Here is an 18294-nt window from a genome sequence, read left to right on the forward strand (position 1 = left end):
TTCGCGATCCCCGGCCTTGACGACGAGTTCCGCGTCATCGTGTCTCCGTGGATCCTTTCCTCGCTGATCACCGATCGCCTTGCCGCTTACTACGAGACGGTCACCAAGCACAACCTCAACTACCGTCGCTACTATCACCAGTTCGACTACTAATAGTTGACCACTCATTTAAGAAGCACCCTGCCCGGGCGCATGCGTCCGGGCATTTTTATGCCGAAATTCGCTAGGAAGGGGATCGAATGAGGCAGTTTATCGTGGCGTCCCATGCTCATTTCGCGTCTGGAATCGTCGAGAGCATCGGCCTGCTTTCCGGTGAGCGCGAAAACGTCCATGCGCTCTCTATGTATGTCGACGGAAACGAGGACCTGTCCAAGGAGGCTGCAGCGATTCTGGACGGCTTTGCCGCGGACGACGAAGTTGTCGTGTGCACTGACCTCTTTGGCGGCAGCGTCAACAACGAGTTCACCAAGATCGTCCAGACGCGTCCCAACACGCACCTCGTGACCAATATGAACTTGCCACTCCTTATTCAGCTGCTGTTCGTACCCGATTCCACTCCGATCGACGAGGCCATTCGCCAGATCGTCGAGGCGGACGACACTAAGGTCAAGTACGTCAACGACCTGCTGGGGCAGGCCGAACTCGATGAGTTTTAATCGTTAGGAGCACATCATGATTCAGATGATTCGTGTAGATTATCGACTGCTTCACGGCCAGGTTGCCGTTAGCTGGACCTCGGCTCTGGGTGCCGACTGCATCCTGTTAGTGAGCGACACGGTCCTCAATGACAAGCTTCGTCTGCAGGCCCTGTCCCTTGCAAAGCCCGAAGGATGCAAGGTCGTCGTCAAAAACACCGAGGATGCTGTCAAGGCGCTCCAGAGCGGTGTGACCGATAAGTACAAACTCTTCGTGGTTTGCGAGACGATTCAGCAGGCCGGTGCCGTCGCCAAGGCGATGGGAGTCAAGAAGATCAACCTCGGCAACGTTGCCTTTAGCGAGAATGCCCGCCAGGTCTCGACGAGCGTGTTCCTCACGCCCGAGAACGAGGCCTACGTGAAGGAGCTGCTCGGCGAGGGCTATGAACTGTTCATTCAGATGATTCCGGCAGATGCGAAGACTGACGCCGCGAAGGTCATCGGTTAGGGGCCGTCATGGTTATCAAGACAATCCTGATTTTCCTTATTGCCCTTTTGGGTTATTCCGAGTGGCTGACGGGCACGAGCTACCTCCAGCGCCCGATCGTGCTCGGACCTCTGGTTGGCCTTGTCATGGGCGACATGGTGACCGGCACGATCATGGGCGCCACGATGGAGCTTGCCATGGTCGGCGCCATCTCGGTCGGCGCCTATAACCCGCCCGATACGATTTCCGGCACTATCCTGGGCGTATCTCTTGCCATGCAGGCCGGCGCGGACGCTTCGGCGGCCCTGACCCTGGGTATTCCTATCGCCACGATCGTCCTGGCGCTCGACACGGCCCTGGGCCAACCGGTCATGCTGCTGCTGGTGCACCGTATCGACAAAAACGTCGAGGACGGAGACACCAAGGCCATCACGCGCAACATGCTCATCGCCGGTTACGCGCAGAGCTGGTGCGGCCTGCTGATTATTCCCCTGGCATTCTTCTTTGGTGCCGATGCTGTTGCCAGCCTGCTCAACATCATTCCCGATTTCGTTCAGACCGGCATGGATGTCGCCGCCGCCTTCTTGCCCGCACTCGGCTTTGCGATGCTGGCGCAGATGATTATGAACAAAACAGTGGCTCCGTTCTTCTTCGCTGGCTTCTTCCTCGTCGCCTACTTTGGCATTAGCACGACGGGCGTGGCGATCTTTGCCGCGATCATCGTCGTCGCGATGACGGTTTTGGGTGATAAGAAAAAAGCGGAGCAGCCCGCAGCGGCAACCGAGGATCCTGCGATTGGGAGTGGGTTCGATGAGTTTTAAGTTTGAGTCTTCTTACGACGGGCTGATTTCCCGCGCAGACCTTAAGAAGCTGTTCTGGCGCTCGATTCCCTATGAGCATTCCTGGAACTACGAGCGTATGGGCCATATCGGCTTTATGTGGGCCCTTATGCCGATCCTTCGCAAGCTGTATCCGCAGGATGCGGACTTTAAGGCCGCCCTTAAGCGCCATATGGAGCTCTATAACGTCACGCCGTACATCTCGACGCTTCCCATGTCCATCGCCGCTGCAATGGAGGAGGTCAACGCTACTGACGATAGCTTTGACACGAGCGCGATCTCTAATGTCAAGCTTGCTTTGATGGGGCCGCTGTCCGGCGTGGGCGATGCTTTCTACTGGGGCACGCTGCGAATTTTGGCAACGGGTGTCGGCACGTCGCTGGCGCTGCAGGGCTCTATTCTTGGCCCGATTTTGTTCCTGCTCGTGTTCAACGTTCCTCACTACATCATCCGTTACCTGCTGACGTTTGTGGGATATCGCTTTGGCTCGGACATGATCAGCAAGGTCCAGGAATCGGGCATTATGGACACGATCGTCAAGATGGCCTCTATCATGGGCGCCATGGTGATCGGTGCTATGACCATGGAGATGGTCACCGTGGACATTCCGCTCATGGTCGGTGCGGGCGATGGTGCTCAGACGCTCGCCGAGCTGCTCAACGGAATCTTCCCGGGCTTTGTCACGATGGGGCTGTTTGGAATTGTCTATCTCATGCTCAAGAAGAAGATGAATCCGCTGCTCATCATGCTTGTGATCCTGCTCGTGAGTATCGCTGGCGCGTTCTTTGGAGTGCTTGGTGTCCAGTAGGGTATCCGTCATAATGAAAACAATGTAAGAGGGGGCGTCGCGCACACTGTGCTGCGGCGCCCTTTTGCCGAAAGGTGGACAAGATGGAGTATCCGCAGCTTGCCGTCATGAATATCAGCCATCGTTATTTTGACCTTGAGGAATTCTTTTCTTCGGCAGCGGCCTCGGGCTATACGTGTTGCGAGCTTTGGACCGGGGCGATGCATCTGTATGTCGATTGCCATGGATACGATTCGCTCGAGCGGGTACGGGAGCTGTCGCAGCGGTATGGGGTTCGGATTGTGGGGCTTTGTCCCGAACAGAACAACCCCAAGCCGTGGAATATCGCGGCGCGCGGGAATGAGGCGCGTGCCCGCACGCTCGCGTACTTTAAGAACGTTGTAGATATCGCGGCGGAACTTGGAGCCGAGCAGGTCATGGTCTCGAGCGGCTGGGCATTTTTGAACGAGCCGATCGAGGACGCGTGGGGTCGCAGCGCCTCGATGCTGCGTGCGATTGCCGAGCATGCGGGAGAGCGCGGCGTGCGACTGGTGCTCGAGGCCCTACAGCCGGTTGAGTCGATGATCGTGAACTCGGCGGCCGATACGAAGCGCATGATCGAGGCAGTTGATCATCCGGCACTTAAGGCGTGTCTGGATTTGGGCGCTATGGCGGTGGCGGGGGATACCATCGACGATTATTTTGATCTGCTTGGCGATGATGTCGCCCACGTGCATTTTGTCGATGTTGCGGCAGATGGCACGACGCATCTTGCTTGGGGTGACGGCGACCGCGATATGCGCGCCGACCTGGATAGGCTGGTGGCGCGCGGCTATCGCGGAGTTGTTTCGGCCGAGACCTATGATTGGCGCTATTTCGCCAATCCCGCGGCAGCCGACGCTCAGGTTATGGCGGAGTACCGACGCGCGATTGGCGCCTAAGTGGGACAGGGCGCCGAGTTGGCGTTTGACGCTTTTTGAGAAACGGGACGTGCTTTCCGCTTGAGGCTTCTGGCGGAAAGCACGTCCCAGAACAGGCGCTCAGAATGGGACACACTTTCCGCTGAGGACCTCAACCGGAAACCGCATCCCAGTTTTTGGCTGGCGGGCGGGACGCGCTTTCCCCTATGTTTCCAAATGAATACGCTATGAGCCGAGGAGGACGATTCTCCCCGCAAACACTCTAGTATGCTAAAGTACCCAGAAGACCGGCGGAGCTATGCCGGTCTTCTGCTCTATATGAAACACAGCATGAGGAGGCTCACCAGATGACGGCCACACCGTGGGGATTCCGGGACATATTGCCCGAGGAGGCTCAGGCGCGCGAGGAGATTGCGCTGACGGTGAAGGGCTGCTTCAGGGAGCATCATTACCTTCCGGTCGAGACGCCGCTGCTCGAGGACAAGGGCTCGCTCGAGGAGGGCGGCCGCATTGCGGACACCCCGTTTAAGCTCTTTGATGACGACGGTCGCCTGCTGGTGGTCCGTCCCGACAACACGCTGCCGATCGTGCGCTTGGTTTCGACCCGCATGCGCGCGGCCGATCTGCCGCTGCGCCTTCGCTACGAGGCACCGGTGGTTCGCGAGTGCCAACGCAATGCCGGTGGCTCGCGTCAGTTTACTCAGCTGGGCCTTGAACTTATCGGTGCGGGCGATGTCGCGGGCGATGTCGAGATCGTCTCGCTGGTGGCGGAGGCTATGCGCAAGCTGGCGCTGCCCGATACGCGCATTATCGCGGGCAGCGTGCGTCCGTTTAAGGAACTGCTCGCGGCCTGTGAGGATCGCGAACTGGCTGCCGAGGCATTGCGTTGCGTGCACGCCAACGACTTTGTGGGCCTCGATGCCCGTGTGGCGGCAAGCGCCGAGCCCGAGGCCGTCAAGGCCGCCATTAGCGAGCTGCCGCGCTTGCACGGCGGCGCCGAGGTATTCGACCGCGTCGACGCGCTGCTGGCGGCGGCGGGCATCGTCGCGCCGCTGACGCGCGAGATGCGTGCCCTGGTTGATGGTCTGGCTCCCGAGGACGCCCAGGTGCTGTCCTTCGATTTCTCCATCATGAACTCTTTTGATTACTACACGGGCCTGGTTTTTAAGGCCTATGCCGGTGGCCTGCCCGATCCGGTGGGCTCGGGCGGTCGCTACGACTCCATCTTTACCGGTGCGTTCGGCGACGGCATCGAGGTGCCGGCGGCGGGCTTTGCCTTTTCGCTCGAGCGTCTGGAAGCCGCGCGCACCTCGGCCGAGGACGCTGCTTCCGATGGTGACCATGCCGTGGGCCGTGGCGCCGAGGGTCCGCTGCGTATCGCCGTGCCCAAGGGCTCGCTCAAGGCCGATACGCTCGATGTGCTCGAGGCCGCGGGCTTGGACGTCTCTGAGCTGCGCGATCCCGGCCGTCACCTGATCGTGCGTGGTCGCGACACACGTGCCGGCGAGGGCACGGTCGGCGATATCGAATTTGTCATCGTGCGTCCCAGCGACGCGCCCGCTTTTGTGGGCTGCGGCGGTGCCGACTGTGGCATCTGCGGCTGGGACTCGCTTATCGAGGCAGACCTCAACCTGCTGCAGCTGGTCGATCTGGGCTACGGCCTGTGCACCTTTATCGAGGCGGAGCCCGCGTGGCGCGCCGGCCAGGCCGAGCGCAACTATGCCCGCCGTGGGTCGCTTCGCGTGGCCACCAAGTATCCGCGCATCGCGAGTGCCTGGTATGCCGAGCGCGGCGTGAACGCCGACATCGTCTCGCTGCACGGCAACATCGAGCTGGGCCCCATTGTCGGCATGACCGATCGCATCGTGGATATTACCGCCACGGGCGCCACACTGCGCGATAACGACCTGGTCATCACCGGCCGCATCATGGACTGCACGGCCCGCTTCTTCGTCAACCCGGGTGCCGCTCGCTTGGATCAGCGCGTGCGCAATTTGGCCGATCGCCTGGCCGCGGCTGTTAAGGACAAGCATTTTGAGCCCGTTGCGGGCTCGGCACAATAGCGCGAGCACGCACGGGCGCCCCAACGTCCGGGCTGCGGGCCGACTGGCGCCGCCGCCCGGTCTCTCGTTTTTCGAACACAACCTCGACCGATAGGGGATACCGAAATGAAGACCATCAAGCTTGCTCCCGGTGAGCGCCTCGTTACCAACCAGCTCAACCGCAAGGGCGTGCTGCCGCAAAACATCATCGACGCCGCCCGCGATATCGTGGCCAACGTGCGTGCCAACGGCGATGCCGCGGTGCGTGATTACTGTCAGCGTTTTGACGGTGTTGAGCTGCAGGGCTTCCGCCTGCCTCAGGAACAGATCGATGCCGCGCTCGAAGGCCTCGATCCCGCTTTTGTCGTGGCGCTCGAAAAGGCTGCACGCCAGATTCGTGAGTTCCACCAGCGCGAGGTCGAGCAGAGCTGGTTTACCACACGCCCGGACGGCACGATGCTCGGCGTTAAGGTGACCTCGCTCGCGGCGGCCGGCATCTATGTGCCGGGCGGCCGCGCGCAGTATCCCTCCACGGTGCTCATGAATGCCATTCCCGCCAAGGTGGCCGGCGTCAAGCGCGTGGTCATGGTGACCCCGCCGCAAAAAGACGGCCTGATCAGCCCTTACACGCTTGCCGCGGCAAAGCTCGGCGGCGTGGACGAAATCTATATGGTGGGCGGCGCTCAGGCCGTGGCCGCGCTGGCGTACGGTACCGAGACAATTCCGCGTGTCGATAAAATCACCGGCCCGGGCAACGCCTTTGTCGCCGCTGCCAAGCAGATTGTCTCGGGCGATGTGGGCATCGACATGGTCGCCGGTCCCTCCGAGGTCTGCGTGCTGGCCGATGCCACGGCCAAGCCCATGGTAGTCGCGGCCGACCTGATGGCCCAGGCCGAGCACGATCCGCTGGCGGCTTGCTATCTGGTGACCTGCGACGAGCAGTTTGCGCGCGAGGTCGAGGCGGGCATCGACATCCTGGTGGCGCAGTCGCCGCGCGCCGAGATCACACGCGCTTCGCTCGATAACGAAGGCACCATCGTGGTGGCCGCCGACATGGCTGCCGCCGTCGAGGCCGTGAACACCGTGGCGCCCGAGCACCTTGAGCTGCACTGCAAGGACGCGATGGGCCTGCTCGGCGGCATTCGCAACGCCGGCGCCATCTTTGTGGGCGCTTGGAGCTCCGAGCCGCTCGGCGATTATGTTGCCGGCCCCAACCACACGCTGCCGACCGGCGGCACGGCCATGTTCTCCAACCCGCTTTCGGTCGAAGAGTTCGTTAAGCGCTCGAGTGTCATTTGCTATACGCCCGAGGGCCTACTCTCGGACGCTCCCGCTACGCAGCGTTTGGCCGAGGCCGAGGGCCTGTGGGCGCACGCGCTTTCGGCCGCACTGCGTCGCCGCGTGTTGGAGCAGGGCGAGGATGCCGTGAGCGCCGAGTCGCTCGCCGCGGCCGACTTGACCAAGGTTGCCTGGCCGGGCGACGCCGTGGCGACGGTTGCCGAGGGCGTTGACCTGGCGGCTGCGGGCGCAGATGGCGTTGGCCCGACCGGCAAGGAGGCCTAATATGGCCGAACTCACGCCGCGCATGAAGGAGCTCGTCCAGCCCTATCTGGCAGGCATCGAGCCCTACGATCCCAACTTTACGCCCACGCGCATCAACCTTTCGGCAAACGAGAACACCTACCCCGTGCCGGCCGGCGTGCGCGAGGCGATCGACGCGGCCCTGGCTGCCACGCCGCTCAACCGCTACCCCGATCCCATGTCCTGTGACCTGCGCGACGAGCTTGCCGCTTGGCATGGCGTGACGCGCGAGAATATCTGCGTGGGCAACGGCGGTGACGAGCTGCTCTATAACTGCCTGCTGGCGTTTGGCGGCGCGGGGAGGACCCTGCTCAACTGCCCGCCGTGCTTTAGCGAGTATGCGTTCTTTGCGTCTCTGTGCCAGACTGAAGTGCGCGATGTGTGGCGCGACCCGGCGACCTTTGAGCTCGACCAGGCGGCTGTGCTCGCGGCGGCGCCGGAGTGCAACCTGGCCATCGTGACCTCGCCCAACAATCCCACGGGTGACGTTGCTCCGCTCGACTTTGTCGCGGCCCTGTGCGATGCCTGCCCCGGCATGGTGATGGTCGATGAGGCCTACGTGGAGTTTGCCGACGATTCGTTTGGCGCGGCCACCACGGCGCAAGGCCTTATCGCCGAGCATCCCAACCTGGTGATTCTACATACGCTGTCCAAGGCGTTTGGCGCCGCCGGCACGCGTCTGGGCTATGTGATTGCGGCACCCGAGGTCGTCGACGTGTTCGCGGCGATTCGCCAGATCTATTCAGTTAACGTGCTGAGCCAGGCGGCAGCACTTGCCTGCGTGCGTGCCCGTGATGCCTACACGCCCGTGGTGGCACAGATCGCATCCGAGCGCGAGCGCGAGCTGTGCGCCCTGCGCGCAATGGCTGCCGATGGCATGCCCGTGGAGGCATGGCCGAGCGCGGCGAACTTTGTGCTCGTGCGCACGCCGCATGCCACGCGCGTGCGCGAGCGTCTGCGCGACGAGTATTCGATTTTGGTGCGCGACTTTAGCTACGCGCCGGGGCTTGCGGACTGTCTGCGCATCACTGTGGGTACGCCGCAGGAAAACGACGAGGTGCTGGCCGCGTTTGCCGCGCTGGTGAAGGAGGAGATGTAGATGGACCGCTATGCCGAGGTAACCCGCAAGACGGGCGAGACCGACATTGTCGTAAAGCTCGACCTGGACGGATCTGGCGTGTGCGATATCTCGACCGGCGTGCCGTTTTTCGACCACATACTCAACGCTTTTGGCCGCCATGGCCTGTTCGATCTGACGGTGCATGCGGTGGGCGACGTCGAGGTCGACGCGCACCACACCGTTGAGGACACGGGCATTGTGCTGGGCGAGGCGTTTTGCCAGGCGCTGGGCGACAAGGCGGGTATTACGCGCTTTGCCGACGCGGCGATCGCCATGGACGAGACACTCGTGATGGCCGCCGTGGATATCTCGGGTCGCGGGCAGGCCTATTGCGAGCTGCCCGTGCCGACTGAGCGCGTGGGCAGCTTTGATACCGAGCTGGCCGTCGAGTTCTTCTATGCCTTTGCGCGCGATGCCAAGCTCACGCTGCACGTGCGCGAGCTGGCGGGCGGCAATTCGCACCACATTATCGAGGCCGCCTTTAAGGCCGTGGGCCGCACGATGCGCCGCGCCTGCGAACTCGATCCCCGCGTGCAGGGTATCCCCAGCACCAAGGGCTCGCTGTAACCGTCACAAGGGTAAAACCACCACGAAGATGCCTGTCCTCTTTGTGGTGGTTTTGGATGATGAGAAGTGGAGGGGTCGCGTGGGCGAACCGAAGATCGTGGTGGTCGACTACCACAAGGGCAACTTGTCGAGCGTCGTGCGCGGGCTTGCGCGCGCCGGTGCTGCCGCCTGCACGTCGGACGATCCGGAGCAGATCCGCAACGCCGACGGCCTGGTCATCCCGGGCGTGGGTGCGTTCTATGACGCGATCGCCTTTATGCGTCAGAGCGGCGAGGAGGTGGCCGTGCTCGATGCCGTTGCCGCCGGAACTCCGCTGCTCGGCATCTGCCTGGGCCTTCAGCTGTTTTTTGAGCGCGGCAACGAGGGCGTGCCTGCGAACGAGGACGCGGACGCGGACGACGATGCCTCCGAGCAGGCCGGTGGTCCCTGGGTCGATGGCCTGGGCATCATGCGTGGCTCGTGCACGCACCTGGAGTCGAGCCGTCTGAAGGTCCCGCACGTGGGCTGGGACCAGGTGCGCATGACGCCCGCCGGTGCGGCCGATCCGTTGCTTGCCGGTTTTGCCGAGGGCGCCAACATGTATTTCACTCACAGCTACGCGGTGGCCGACGACGTCGATGCCGCCGATGTGTTGGCGCGCACGCACTATACACGGAGCTTCCCGTGCATCGTGCGCCACGGCAACGTGTGGGGCTGCCAGTTCCATCCCGAGAAATCCTCTGCGCTGGGTCAGCGCATCCTTAAGAACTTCGTGAGCATCGTCGAGGGGGCCGGCCGATGATTCTGTTTCCCGCAATCGATTTGATCGGCGGCAAGGTCGTGCGCCTGGAGCGCGGCGACCGGAGCCGCTGTAAGGTGTATTCTGACGACCCCGTGGCCGTTGCCCGCTCCTTTGCCGAGCAGGGCGCGAGCTGGGTGCACGTCGTCGACCTGTCCGCTGCCTTTGGCGAGGACGAGGACGCGTGCGCTGCCAACTTGGCAGCGATTAAGGCCATCTGCGGCGTCGACGGTCTGTCCGCGGACGTGGGCGGCGGCGTTCGTTCGCTCGCGCGCATCGACGAGCTGGCCGGCTACGGCGCGCGTCGCATCGCGCTAGGCACGGTGCTCGTGACCGAGCCGGGATTTGCCGAGGTGGCGGCGCAAGGCTTTGGCGAGTTACTGGTGGCAGACATTGCCGCCCGTGACGGCCAGGTCAAGGTGAATGGTTGGCGCGACGGCGCGGGTGTGGCGCTCGACGACGCCGTGGCGCAGCTCACCGAGCTGGGCTTTAAGCATCTGGTGTATACCGACATCGCGCGCGATGGCATGCAGACGGGCATCGACGTGGCGGCGTATCGCCATGTGGCCGAGGTCGCGGGCTTTCCCGTCGTGGCTTCGGGCGGCATCTCGACGCTCGACGATATCCGCGCACTGGCCGCGGTGGGCGAGGATGCCATCGAGGGTGCCATTACCGGTCGTGCGCTCTACGAGGGCAACTTTACGCTGGCCCAGGCGTTGGCCGCCGCCCGAGGGAAGGAGTAGCCCATGCTTGCCAAACGCGTGATTCCCTGTCTGGATGTTAAGGACGGCCGCGTGGTCAAGGGCGTCAACTTTGTGAGCCTGCGCGATGCTGGCGACCCGGTGGAGCTGGCGCGCGCCTACGACCGCGAGGGTGCAGACGAGGTCGTCTTCCTGGACATTACCGCGACGAGCGACAACCGCGCGACGACCATCGAGATGGCGGCGCACGCGGCCGAGGAGCTCGCTATTCCCTATACCGTGGGCGGCGGTTTCCGCGACTTGGCGGGCATGCGAACCATGGTTGCCGCCGGTGCCGACAAGGTGTCGCTTAACTCTGCCGCCGTGCGCGATCCGTCGTTGATCAGCCAGGCCGCCGCGGCGTTTGGCAGCCAGGCCGTGGTCGTGGCGATTGATGCCAAGCGCGTGGGCCTGCCCGGTCAGCCGGATGCCGACAAGTGGGAGGTCTTCACGGCGGGCGGTCGCAACGCCACGGGTATCGATGCGGTGGCGTGGGCCGAGGAAGCGGCTCGTCGCGGCGCCGGTGAGATCTTGCTCACCAGCATGGATCGCGACGGCACCAAGGCTGGCTTCGACCTGGCACTCACCCGCGCCGTGGCGCGCGCGGTGCCGATCCCGGTGATCGCAAGCGGCGGCGTGGGCACGCTCGAGCATTTTGCCGAGGGCGTGATCGAGGGCGAGGCCGATGCCGTGCTGGCGGCCAGCGTCTTTCACTTTGGAACTTTCAGCATTCGCCAGGTGAAGGAGTATATGGCCAGCCAAGGCATCCCTGTGAGGCTGGACTTCTAGTGCTGCGGCTTGCCCAGGCACCGCATCTTGCCGCTCAAACCGTCGCTCGCGTACCAAAGTACGCGTCGCTCCTCTTTCGCGGCAACCTGCGGCACCTGGACAACCCTCGCCGACCTGTGGGATTTCGTTTGTTACTTGGGAGAAATGATGACTGAGGTAATAAATGCTACCGAGCTTAAATACGACGCCCGCGGGCTGATTCCTTGCGTGGTTCAGCAGCATGACACCGGTGAGGTGCTTATGGTTGCTTGGATGAACGAGGAATCGGTGGGGCTGACGCTCAAGACCGGGACCACGTGGTTTTGGAGTCGCAGCCGTCAGGAGCTCTGGAACAAGGGCGCGACGAGTGGCAACATGCAGGAGGTCAAGGAGCTCTGGGCCGACTGCGATAGCGATACGCTGCTGGTCAAGGTGGACTCACCGGGCCCGGCCTGCCATACCGGCAACCGTACCTGCTTCTTTAAGCGCGTGGAAGGGGGAGTGCGATGAAAGTCGTGACGCCGTTCGAGGTCGCCGAATGCAACACCGAGCTCCTCCGCGCGGGCGTGCCATGCCGCGTGCACCTGACTGATGCCTGCGGGGCGCAGTCGCTTTGGCTCGAGGCCGAGAAGGAAAGGCTCGATGAGGCCCATGCCGTCATCGTCGAGTTCTTTGAGAAAAAGGGCGCAAAGCCTCGGTTCGATGAGGCCGGTACCTACTTTACGCTGCAGTAACGAGAGGAAATAACCATGGGAGTCAGAACAGCTAACGTGCAGCCGGGAAACATCGGTGAGACGCTGACGGGACTGGCCGAGGTGATTCACAGTCGTCGCGACGCATCGCCGCAGGAGAGCTATACCGCGCGTCTGCTGACCGACGTCGAGGACGAGCTGCTCAAGAAGCTTGCCGAGGAGGCGAGCGAGGTGATCATGGCCTGCAAGGATAACGACCACGATCACATCCGCTACGAGGCCGGCGACCTGATCTACCACCTGCTCGTGACGCTCGAGCGCTACGGCATCACCCTCGACGAACTGGCCGGCGAACTCAACGCCCGCCGCCACTAGTCATTGGGGACGTTCTTAAACGACTAGTTAGGCGAGGGGCGTGGATTCCCATTCGCCGGTGGGGTGGGGGATATCGAAGGCCCGGTAGCCGCAGTCGTAGGCGTGGGCCTGGGCCTCGCGGATGTTCCAGCAGATGTCGCAGGCGCGGTGCGCGTCCGAGCCAAAGGTGATGGGCACCTCGGCATGGGCGAAGCGGCGCAACAGCCCGGTCGCGGGGTAGTAATCGTCGAGCCCCTTGCGCGGTGCGGCGGTCGAGACCTCAACGCGGCGACCCGTATCGTGGGCGCATTCGGCCATCTGCTCCCAAAACGGCGCGGGGTCAAAGTCGGGTGCAAAGCCGTCCTTCGAAAAGCGCATGACCAGGTCGGGATGGGCCATCGCGTCAAAGTTGAGTGAGCTTTCGCAAGCACGGCACCAGTCGTCGACGTAGCACTCCCACACGCCGCGCACGCCTAAGTTTTCCCAAACATGCAAGTTGGTATCGTCGTCGATCCAACCGCAAAGGGAATCGGGTGTATCGGGGCGCGCGACGTCCTCTGTCCCTGCCGTGCCCGCGGCGCCTGCCGCAATATCGCCCGGGTTGCCAATCCAGTGCACGCTGCCCAGACGTACGACGGCGCCCTGGGACCAGTGCTCTACCAAGGGCTCGCAGCCCTCGTACCAATCGCATTCAAAACCGTAGATAAAGGTGAGCTCCGGCGCAATCTGCGCGGCGAGTTTGCGGGCGTCCTCAAAGGCCAAACGATGTGCCGGCAAGTCGCCCTCGACGACCTGCACCTCGCAGTTAGCATCCATACTGGCGGGCAGGGTAAGGTGGTCGGTCGAGACCATGACGCGGCAGCCGGCGGCAGCAGCGGCACGGACGTTGTCCTCGAACGAGGCGTGCCCGTCCGAGAACGAGGTATGAGTATGGCAATCGACCAGCGGGCAGGCGGGCATGGCGACTCCTTTGCATTTGGTGAATCCGCTCCATTGTAATGGTGCAGCTCTCAACACGCCGCGCACGCCGGGTGCCGAAATCGAGTGGAAAGGCGGGGCGGCGCGTGCCGGCGCCGGCGACTACTTGCTTCGTGCCGCCGCGCGTTTGGCCTGCACTGTTACCATCGCGTGTCTCACGGCGGTGATGGGGCGATAGCGGATCATACGCGGTCCCGACCAACGCATAACCTCGCGGATCTTCTCGCGCATGGCAGGCCGGTAACAATGCGAAGGACATGCCGAGCAAAATGTCTTGGTGCCCATGTGCGGGCAGTGCTCAATGCGCGCGATGGCGTATTTCTGCAGCTCGGCGCATTCGGGGCAGAGCGTAATGGTTCGAAGGCCGAGTTTCACGCGCACGGACTCATCGCCGCCAGCCTGTTCGACCACATGCCCGCCGCCATGATGCCCACGACACCACAGCGCAATCATCTGCGACACCATTTGGGCCTCACGCTCACGTTTGCGTGCTAGCTCCGGTGTGTCGACTGGGCGCGCCATTAGCTCAGCCTCCCGTGCTCGACCGAAAGCGAGAAATCGGCAAACGCGCAGGTGCTGGCACGGTGGCTCACGAGCACAATGGTCTTGCCGCGGCGCTTGAGCTCGTCGATTGCCTGCATCACGGACGCCTCGTTGAGAGCATCGAGCGCGCTGGTGGGTTCGTCGAGCAAGATGAAGGGTGCGTCGTTGAGGAAGATGCGCGCAAGGCCGATGCGCTGGCGCTCGCCGCCCGAAAGCGAGTCGCCCAGCTCGGCAACGGGCGTGTCGAGTCCCTGCGGCAGACGGTCGATGAGCGTGGTGAGTGAGGCGGAGCGGCAAGCGTCGAGCAGCTCGGCATCGGTGGCGTTGGCGTGCGCGACCAGCAGGTTCTCGCGTACGGTGCCGCAGAACAGATGCGTGTCCTGGGTCATATAGGCCTCGTGGCTGCGCAGGCTCGCCGTGTTGATGTGGCGGGCATCGACGCCGCTCACCGTGATGGTGCCGGCTGCGGGGTCCCAAAAGCGCATGAGCAGCTTAAGCAGCGTCGACTTGCCCGAACCCGAGCGCCCCATGATGCAGGTCATGGTACCGGGCGCAAAGGTGCAGGTCACGTCGTCGAGGATGAGACTCGCAGCGGTGTCGTTCGCGACCTGCTCTGTGGCGCCCGCACCGCCCGCGTCCACGCCGCCCACATAGCTAAAGCTCACATGCTCGGCTGCGGCGCCGGCAAACTCAACGTTCTGTCCATCGGCGACCTCGGCGCACTGGGGCTGCTCGTCGAGCAAATCGAGCACGCGTGCGCCCGAGGCGAGCGTCTCCTGCAGTGAGGCGCCCAGGCGGCTCACGGCCATCACCGAGCCAAACGACGACACAAAGGTAAAGACGGCGGCAAACGCTGCGGCAAAGTCAATCGTTCCCGCAGCCACCAGCTGCAGCGCACGCCCGAGCATCACCAGATTAGCCACAAGAATAAGCGCATCGGCTACGGCCTCGCTGACCGCCTGGCGGCGCTTGAGGCGCGCGTCCACGGCGCCGACTTGCTCGGTCAGCTTGCCCAGGGCACGGCTGCGATCGGTGCCACCGGCAAACTGGATGGTCTCGCCCGCGCCGCGCAGACTGTCGAGTACAAAGGCGCCCAGCTTACCGGCGCCCTCGCGGCTCTGGCGGCCGGTGGTGCCGCATGCCTTGGCCGAGGTCAGGGGCAGCAGCACGCCCAGGACCGCGTAGGCCACGAGCGCGATGCCCGCGAGCTCGGGGCTCACAGCCAGCAAAAAGCCCTCAAACACAACGGTGCAGACCAGAGCTATGGCAATGGGCGAGATGGTGTGCGCGTAGAAGACCTCGAGCAGCTCGATATCCGAGGTGACCAGGCTCACGAGCTCGCCCTTGCCGCGGCCCTCGAGCTTGGCGGGGGCGAGCTGGCGCAGGGCGCCAAACACCAGGTCGCGAATGTGTGCGAGCAGACGGAATGCGATGTAATGGTTGCAGAGCTGCTCGCCGTAGTGGAGCGGCCCGCGCGCGATGCCGCAGGCGGCACAGGCCGCGCATGTGACGATAAGACCAAGCCCCAAGGCGTTGCGGCCCAGCGCGGCCATAAGGCCAAGGGCGCCAAAGGCCGGCACGAACGCGGCGGTGAGCATGCCAATGCTGCCCAGCGCGACGGCTAGCACAAGCCAGCCGGCAAGCGGTCGGACGAGCCCCATCATGCGCCACATGATGGACGGCGCCGAGCGACGGGCGCGGCCGGAGTCAGGCACCGCGGCAGCGGAAGACGAGCCGGCACCGTTGAGGCCATCGGTACGGGCGGTGCTGCCGTCAACAGCCTCAACCGCGCCGGCATCCTCGGCATCACCCTCCGCATACGCATATGCCGAGAGCTGCTCCTGGCTGTTCCACATGCGCGCATAGGCGCCCGCGGTTGCCAAGAGCTCGCCGTGAGTCCCGCGCTCGGCAATGCGACCGCGTTCCAGCACCAGAATCTGGTCGGCGTCCACGATCGTCGACAGGCGGTGTGCCACCACAATTACAGTGTGCTCGCCGGCAAGCGATGCGATGACCTCGCCGATCGCGGCTTCGCTCGCAGCGTCCACATTGCTCGTAGCCTCGTCAAACACATAGATCGGCGAGTCGTGCAGCAGGGCGCGTGCCATGCACACGCGCTGGCGCTGGCCACCCGAAAGGTTGGTGCCGCCCTCGTTAATCACCATGTCGAGCCCGCCGTTGGCCTGCACAAAGGCCGCCACGCGCGTGCGGCCGAGCGCGCGCAAAAGCTCGGCGTCGGTGGCGTTGGGCTGGGCGAGCAGCAGGTTGTCGCGCAGGGTGCCGGCAAACAGGTAGCCGTTGGTGGGCACCAGGGTGACGGCACGCATGAGTGAGGCGGCCGTGGCATCGCGCAGCTCGACGCCGCCAATGCGAACGCTGCCACGGTAGGCACCCTTGCGGCCCGCGATAATCCCCGCGAGCGTGGACTTGCCGCCGCCGCTTTCGCCCACGAGTGCCACGAGCGAGCCGTGCGCAATGGTCGCGCTGGCGCTGTCCAGCACCGTGCGGTCGCCGTATGCATAGCTCACGCCCGCGAGCTCGATATCGCCGCGACCGTCAAGCTCAACATCGCCGCGCTCGGGCTCGGGCGTATCCAAAATGCCAAACATGCGGTGCGAGGCGGCCATGCCGTTCATGGCCGTGTGGAACAGCGATCCCAGGCGGCGCATGGGCAAAAAGAACTCCTGCGACAGAAAGACGACTAGAAAGGCCGCCTCAAAGCCAATTTTGCCCGTGGCGAGCTGCAGCGTGGCTACGATAATGCCGAGCGCGGCGCCCATATAGACGACCAGGTCCATAACGCAAATGGAGCGCAGCTGCATCACCAGCAGGCGCATGGTCGCTGTGCGGAAACGCTCGGACTCGGCGTTGATGCGCTTGTGCCAGTCGCGGTCGGCCTGATACACCTTAAGGGTGGTAAGACCCTGAACGGCCTCCAGGAACATGCCGCCCAGATCGACGTAGCTGCCCCAATACTCGGAACCGATCTTTTTTGCGTTGCGCATGACCATCATGATGGAGATGGGGATGACCGGGACGCATACGAGCAGCAGCGCGGCGGGAAGTCCCGCTTGGCCTACGAGCAGCACGAACAGCGTGATGGGTGCCAGGCCGGCAAAAAAGAGCTGCGGCAGATAGCCGCCAAAGTATACCTGGAGTTGCGTGGCGCCCTCCACGCTGGTTTGCACGGCCTCGGCGGTGGGGACGGTTTCGGTATAGGACGGGCCGAGCGCGGTGAGCTTGTCGTAGACGAGCGAACGCACGCGGCGGACGGCTTTGAAGGCGGCCTTGTCACCGGAACGCTGCGCCAGATAGATGGCGGCGGCGCGCACGATGATGGCGCCGGCGAGCGGCAAGGCCGCCTGTGCGAGGGCATCGACGGCGAGCGCGGCGGAAAGACCGTCCGTGACGATGCCGCCCAAGATGCGCGCAAGCACCCACATCACCGTGATGTTTGCCATGAGCGCGATCCATTTAAACAGGACGCTCGCCACAATGTAGGGCGTTGCCTGCGGAACCAGGGAGAAGAGCCGCTTCTCGAACATGAAACCTCCGATGCCGTAACGGTGTCGGGCGGGGTCCTCGGCAGCCGATTAGTTAGCCAAATGCAACTAGAGTAACATCGTGCAGCAGGTAAGTATGCCGAGGGTAATTTTTTAGCCGATGAACTGCGTAGAAAGTCCAAAATTGTTGAGTGCAGCGAACTTTATGGCGGACGGAGTGCAGGCGCAATTCTGATCGTGTGCGGCCCCGCTCCAAAACGTGTACGTCAGCCTCCGAAAGCTGCAAAAAATGACATGTTTGGAGGCTGATGTACATGTTTGGATAGGGGCGAGGGCGGCGACGGACGAAAGTCACGCCTGTGCCACGTCCGATGTGCTAGCGTTTGGGTGAACAAAACGAGCCCGTGCGGAAAGGATCCGGACCGTATGCAACGTGGAAGTACATCTCCGCTGTCCCGCGAGACCGATGCGCCCGAAACCATCGTCAAGCTGGAGTGCGACATCGACGATGCATCGCCCGAGGTACTCGCCTATGCCGCCGACCGCCTGCGCGAGGCAGGTGCGCGCGAGGTGCACTGGCTGCCTCTCTACTGCAAAAAAGGTCGCCCCGGCTGGCAGCTGCAGGTGATCTGCTCGCACGAGGATATCGAGCGCCTACAGACGATTATCTTTTTGGAGACCACGACCAACGCCGTTCGTCGCCAGGTGATGGAACGCGTCTGCCTGCCGCGTCGTTTTGAGCAGGTAGCGACGCCTTGGGGCGAGGTGGCCGTCAAAGTAGCCACCCTGCCCGACGGCAGCGAGCGCGCGGCACCCGAGTACGAGGATTGTGCCCGTCTTGCCCGCGAACATGGCGTGCCACTCCAACGCGTGATGCAGGCGGCTCAGAGCGCGGCGCTACGATTCGAGTAGCACGGTAGATGGGCTCCACATCCGCCGGACCCCGTATTCAGCCCCCAT

At 63.4% G+C, this 18294-nt stretch carries 19 protein-coding genes; 16 read left to right on the forward strand and 3 right to left on the reverse strand.

Annotation, left to right across the window (positions count from 1 at the left end):
- Positions 1–239 precede the first annotated feature (239 nt).
- The 15 genes from DW645_RS06020 to hisE all read left to right on the forward strand — a co-directional run bounded on the left by DW645_RS06020 (position 240) and on the right by hisE (position 12331).
- The gene (locus DW645_RS06020) at positions 240–656 is read left to right on the forward strand and encodes a PTS sugar transporter subunit IIA (RefSeq protein WP_117564884.1); all 417 of its coding nucleotides are present in this window, start codon (positions 240–242) and stop codon (positions 654–656) included.
- A gap of 16 nt (positions 657–672) precedes the next feature.
- Entirely contained in the window at positions 673–1143 is a 471-nt protein-coding gene (locus tag DW645_RS06025) for a PTS sugar transporter subunit IIB (RefSeq protein WP_117564885.1), read from the forward strand.
- 8 nt (positions 1144–1151) lie between these two features.
- On the forward strand, positions 1152–1943 hold the full coding sequence (locus DW645_RS06030; RefSeq protein WP_117564886.1) for a PTS sugar transporter subunit IIC: 792 nt from the start codon (positions 1152–1154) through the stop codon (positions 1941–1943).
- A complete protein-coding gene (locus DW645_RS06035) occupies positions 1933–2769 on the forward strand; it encodes a PTS system mannose/fructose/sorbose family transporter subunit IID (protein ID WP_117564887.1) in 837 nt (278 codons plus the stop codon). Before DW645_RS06030 ends, DW645_RS06035 begins: the two co-directional genes overlap by 11 nt.
- 83 nt (positions 2770–2852) lie before the next feature.
- A complete protein-coding gene (locus tag DW645_RS06040; RefSeq protein ID WP_117564888.1) occupies positions 2853–3689 on the forward strand; it encodes a sugar phosphate isomerase/epimerase in 837 nt (278 codons plus the stop codon).
- Between the two features lie 326 nt (positions 3690–4015).
- The gene (gene hisG / locus DW645_RS06045; protein ID WP_118226838.1) at positions 4016–5731 is read left to right on the forward strand and encodes an ATP phosphoribosyltransferase; all 1716 of its coding nucleotides are present in this window, start codon (positions 4016–4018) and stop codon (positions 5729–5731) included.
- 105 nt (positions 5732–5836) lie between these two features.
- The gene (gene hisD, locus DW645_RS06050) at positions 5837–7273 is read left to right on the forward strand and encodes a histidinol dehydrogenase (RefSeq protein WP_118226840.1); all 1437 of its coding nucleotides are present in this window, start codon (positions 5837–5839) and stop codon (positions 7271–7273) included.
- Position 7274: 1 nt separating this feature from the next.
- The gene (gene hisC, locus DW645_RS06055) at positions 7275–8390 is read left to right on the forward strand and encodes a histidinol-phosphate transaminase (protein ID WP_199576443.1); all 1116 of its coding nucleotides are present in this window, start codon (positions 7275–7277) and stop codon (positions 8388–8390) included.
- Positions 8391–8978 (forward strand): imidazoleglycerol-phosphate dehydratase HisB, encoded by a 588-nt coding sequence (gene hisB, locus DW645_RS06060; protein ID WP_089573595.1) that lies wholly within the window; start codon positions 8391–8393, stop codon positions 8976–8978.
- 79 nt (positions 8979–9057) lie between these two features.
- Positions 9058–9759 (forward strand): imidazole glycerol phosphate synthase subunit HisH, encoded by a 702-nt coding sequence (locus DW645_RS06065; RefSeq protein WP_118334194.1) that lies wholly within the window; start codon positions 9058–9060, stop codon positions 9757–9759.
- Positions 9756–10499, forward strand: coding sequence for a HisA/HisF-related TIM barrel protein (locus tag DW645_RS06070; RefSeq protein ID WP_117648476.1), 744 nt, complete (start codon positions 9756–9758; stop codon positions 10497–10499). Before DW645_RS06065 ends, DW645_RS06070 begins: the two co-directional genes overlap by 4 nt.
- A 3-nt stretch (positions 10500–10502) precedes the next feature.
- Positions 10503–11285 carry an imidazole glycerol phosphate synthase subunit HisF gene (gene hisF / locus DW645_RS06075; protein WP_117799852.1) on the forward strand — a complete coding sequence of 261 codons (783 nt, stop codon included), beginning with the start codon at positions 10503–10505 and terminating at the stop codon, positions 11283–11285.
- A 147-nt stretch (positions 11286–11432) separates the two neighbouring features.
- Complete coding sequence (hisI, locus tag DW645_RS06080) at positions 11433–11774, forward strand: phosphoribosyl-AMP cyclohydrolase (RefSeq protein ID WP_089573591.1); 342 nt, start codon at positions 11433–11435, stop codon at positions 11772–11774.
- Entirely contained in the window at positions 11771–11998 is a 228-nt protein-coding gene (locus DW645_RS06085; RefSeq protein ID WP_089573590.1) for a hypothetical protein, read from the forward strand. The genes hisI and DW645_RS06085 overlap by 4 nt, the downstream gene beginning before the upstream one ends.
- Positions 11999–12013: 15 nt before the next feature.
- A complete protein-coding gene (gene hisE, locus DW645_RS06090) occupies positions 12014–12331 on the forward strand; it encodes a phosphoribosyl-ATP diphosphatase (RefSeq protein ID WP_117646209.1) in 318 nt (105 codons plus the stop codon).
- Between the two features lie 27 nt (positions 12332–12358).
- Here the strand turns inward: hisE and DW645_RS06095 are convergent, their stop codons facing one another.
- The 3 genes from DW645_RS06095 to DW645_RS06105 all read right to left on the reverse strand — a co-directional run bounded on the left by DW645_RS06095 (position 12359) and on the right by DW645_RS06105 (position 17376).
- A complete protein-coding gene (locus DW645_RS06095) occupies positions 12359–13270 on the reverse strand; it encodes a PHP domain-containing protein (protein ID WP_117767024.1) in 912 nt (303 codons plus the stop codon).
- A 120-nt stretch (positions 13271–13390) separates the two neighbouring features.
- Positions 13391–13810, reverse strand: a complete 420-nt coding sequence (locus tag DW645_RS06100) for a nitrous oxide-stimulated promoter family protein (RefSeq protein WP_089573587.1) — start codon at positions 13808–13810, stop codon at positions 13391–13393.
- Entirely contained in the window at positions 13810–17376 is a 3567-nt protein-coding gene (locus DW645_RS06105; protein WP_118226844.1) for an ATP-binding cassette domain-containing protein, read from the reverse strand. The genes DW645_RS06100 and DW645_RS06105 overlap by 1 nt, the downstream gene beginning before the upstream one ends.
- 384 nt (positions 17377–17760) lie before the next feature.
- Between DW645_RS06105 and larC the strand changes: the two genes are divergently transcribed.
- On the forward strand, positions 17761–18246 hold the full coding sequence (larC, locus tag DW645_RS06110) for a nickel insertion protein (RefSeq protein ID WP_118226846.1): 486 nt from the start codon (positions 17761–17763) through the stop codon (positions 18244–18246).
- Positions 18247–18294: the final 48 nt, after the last annotated feature.

Source organism: Collinsella sp. AM23-17 (assembly GCF_003470945.1).
Taxonomy (GTDB): Bacteria; Actinomycetota; Coriobacteriia; order Coriobacteriales; family Coriobacteriaceae; genus Collinsella; species Collinsella aerofaciens_O.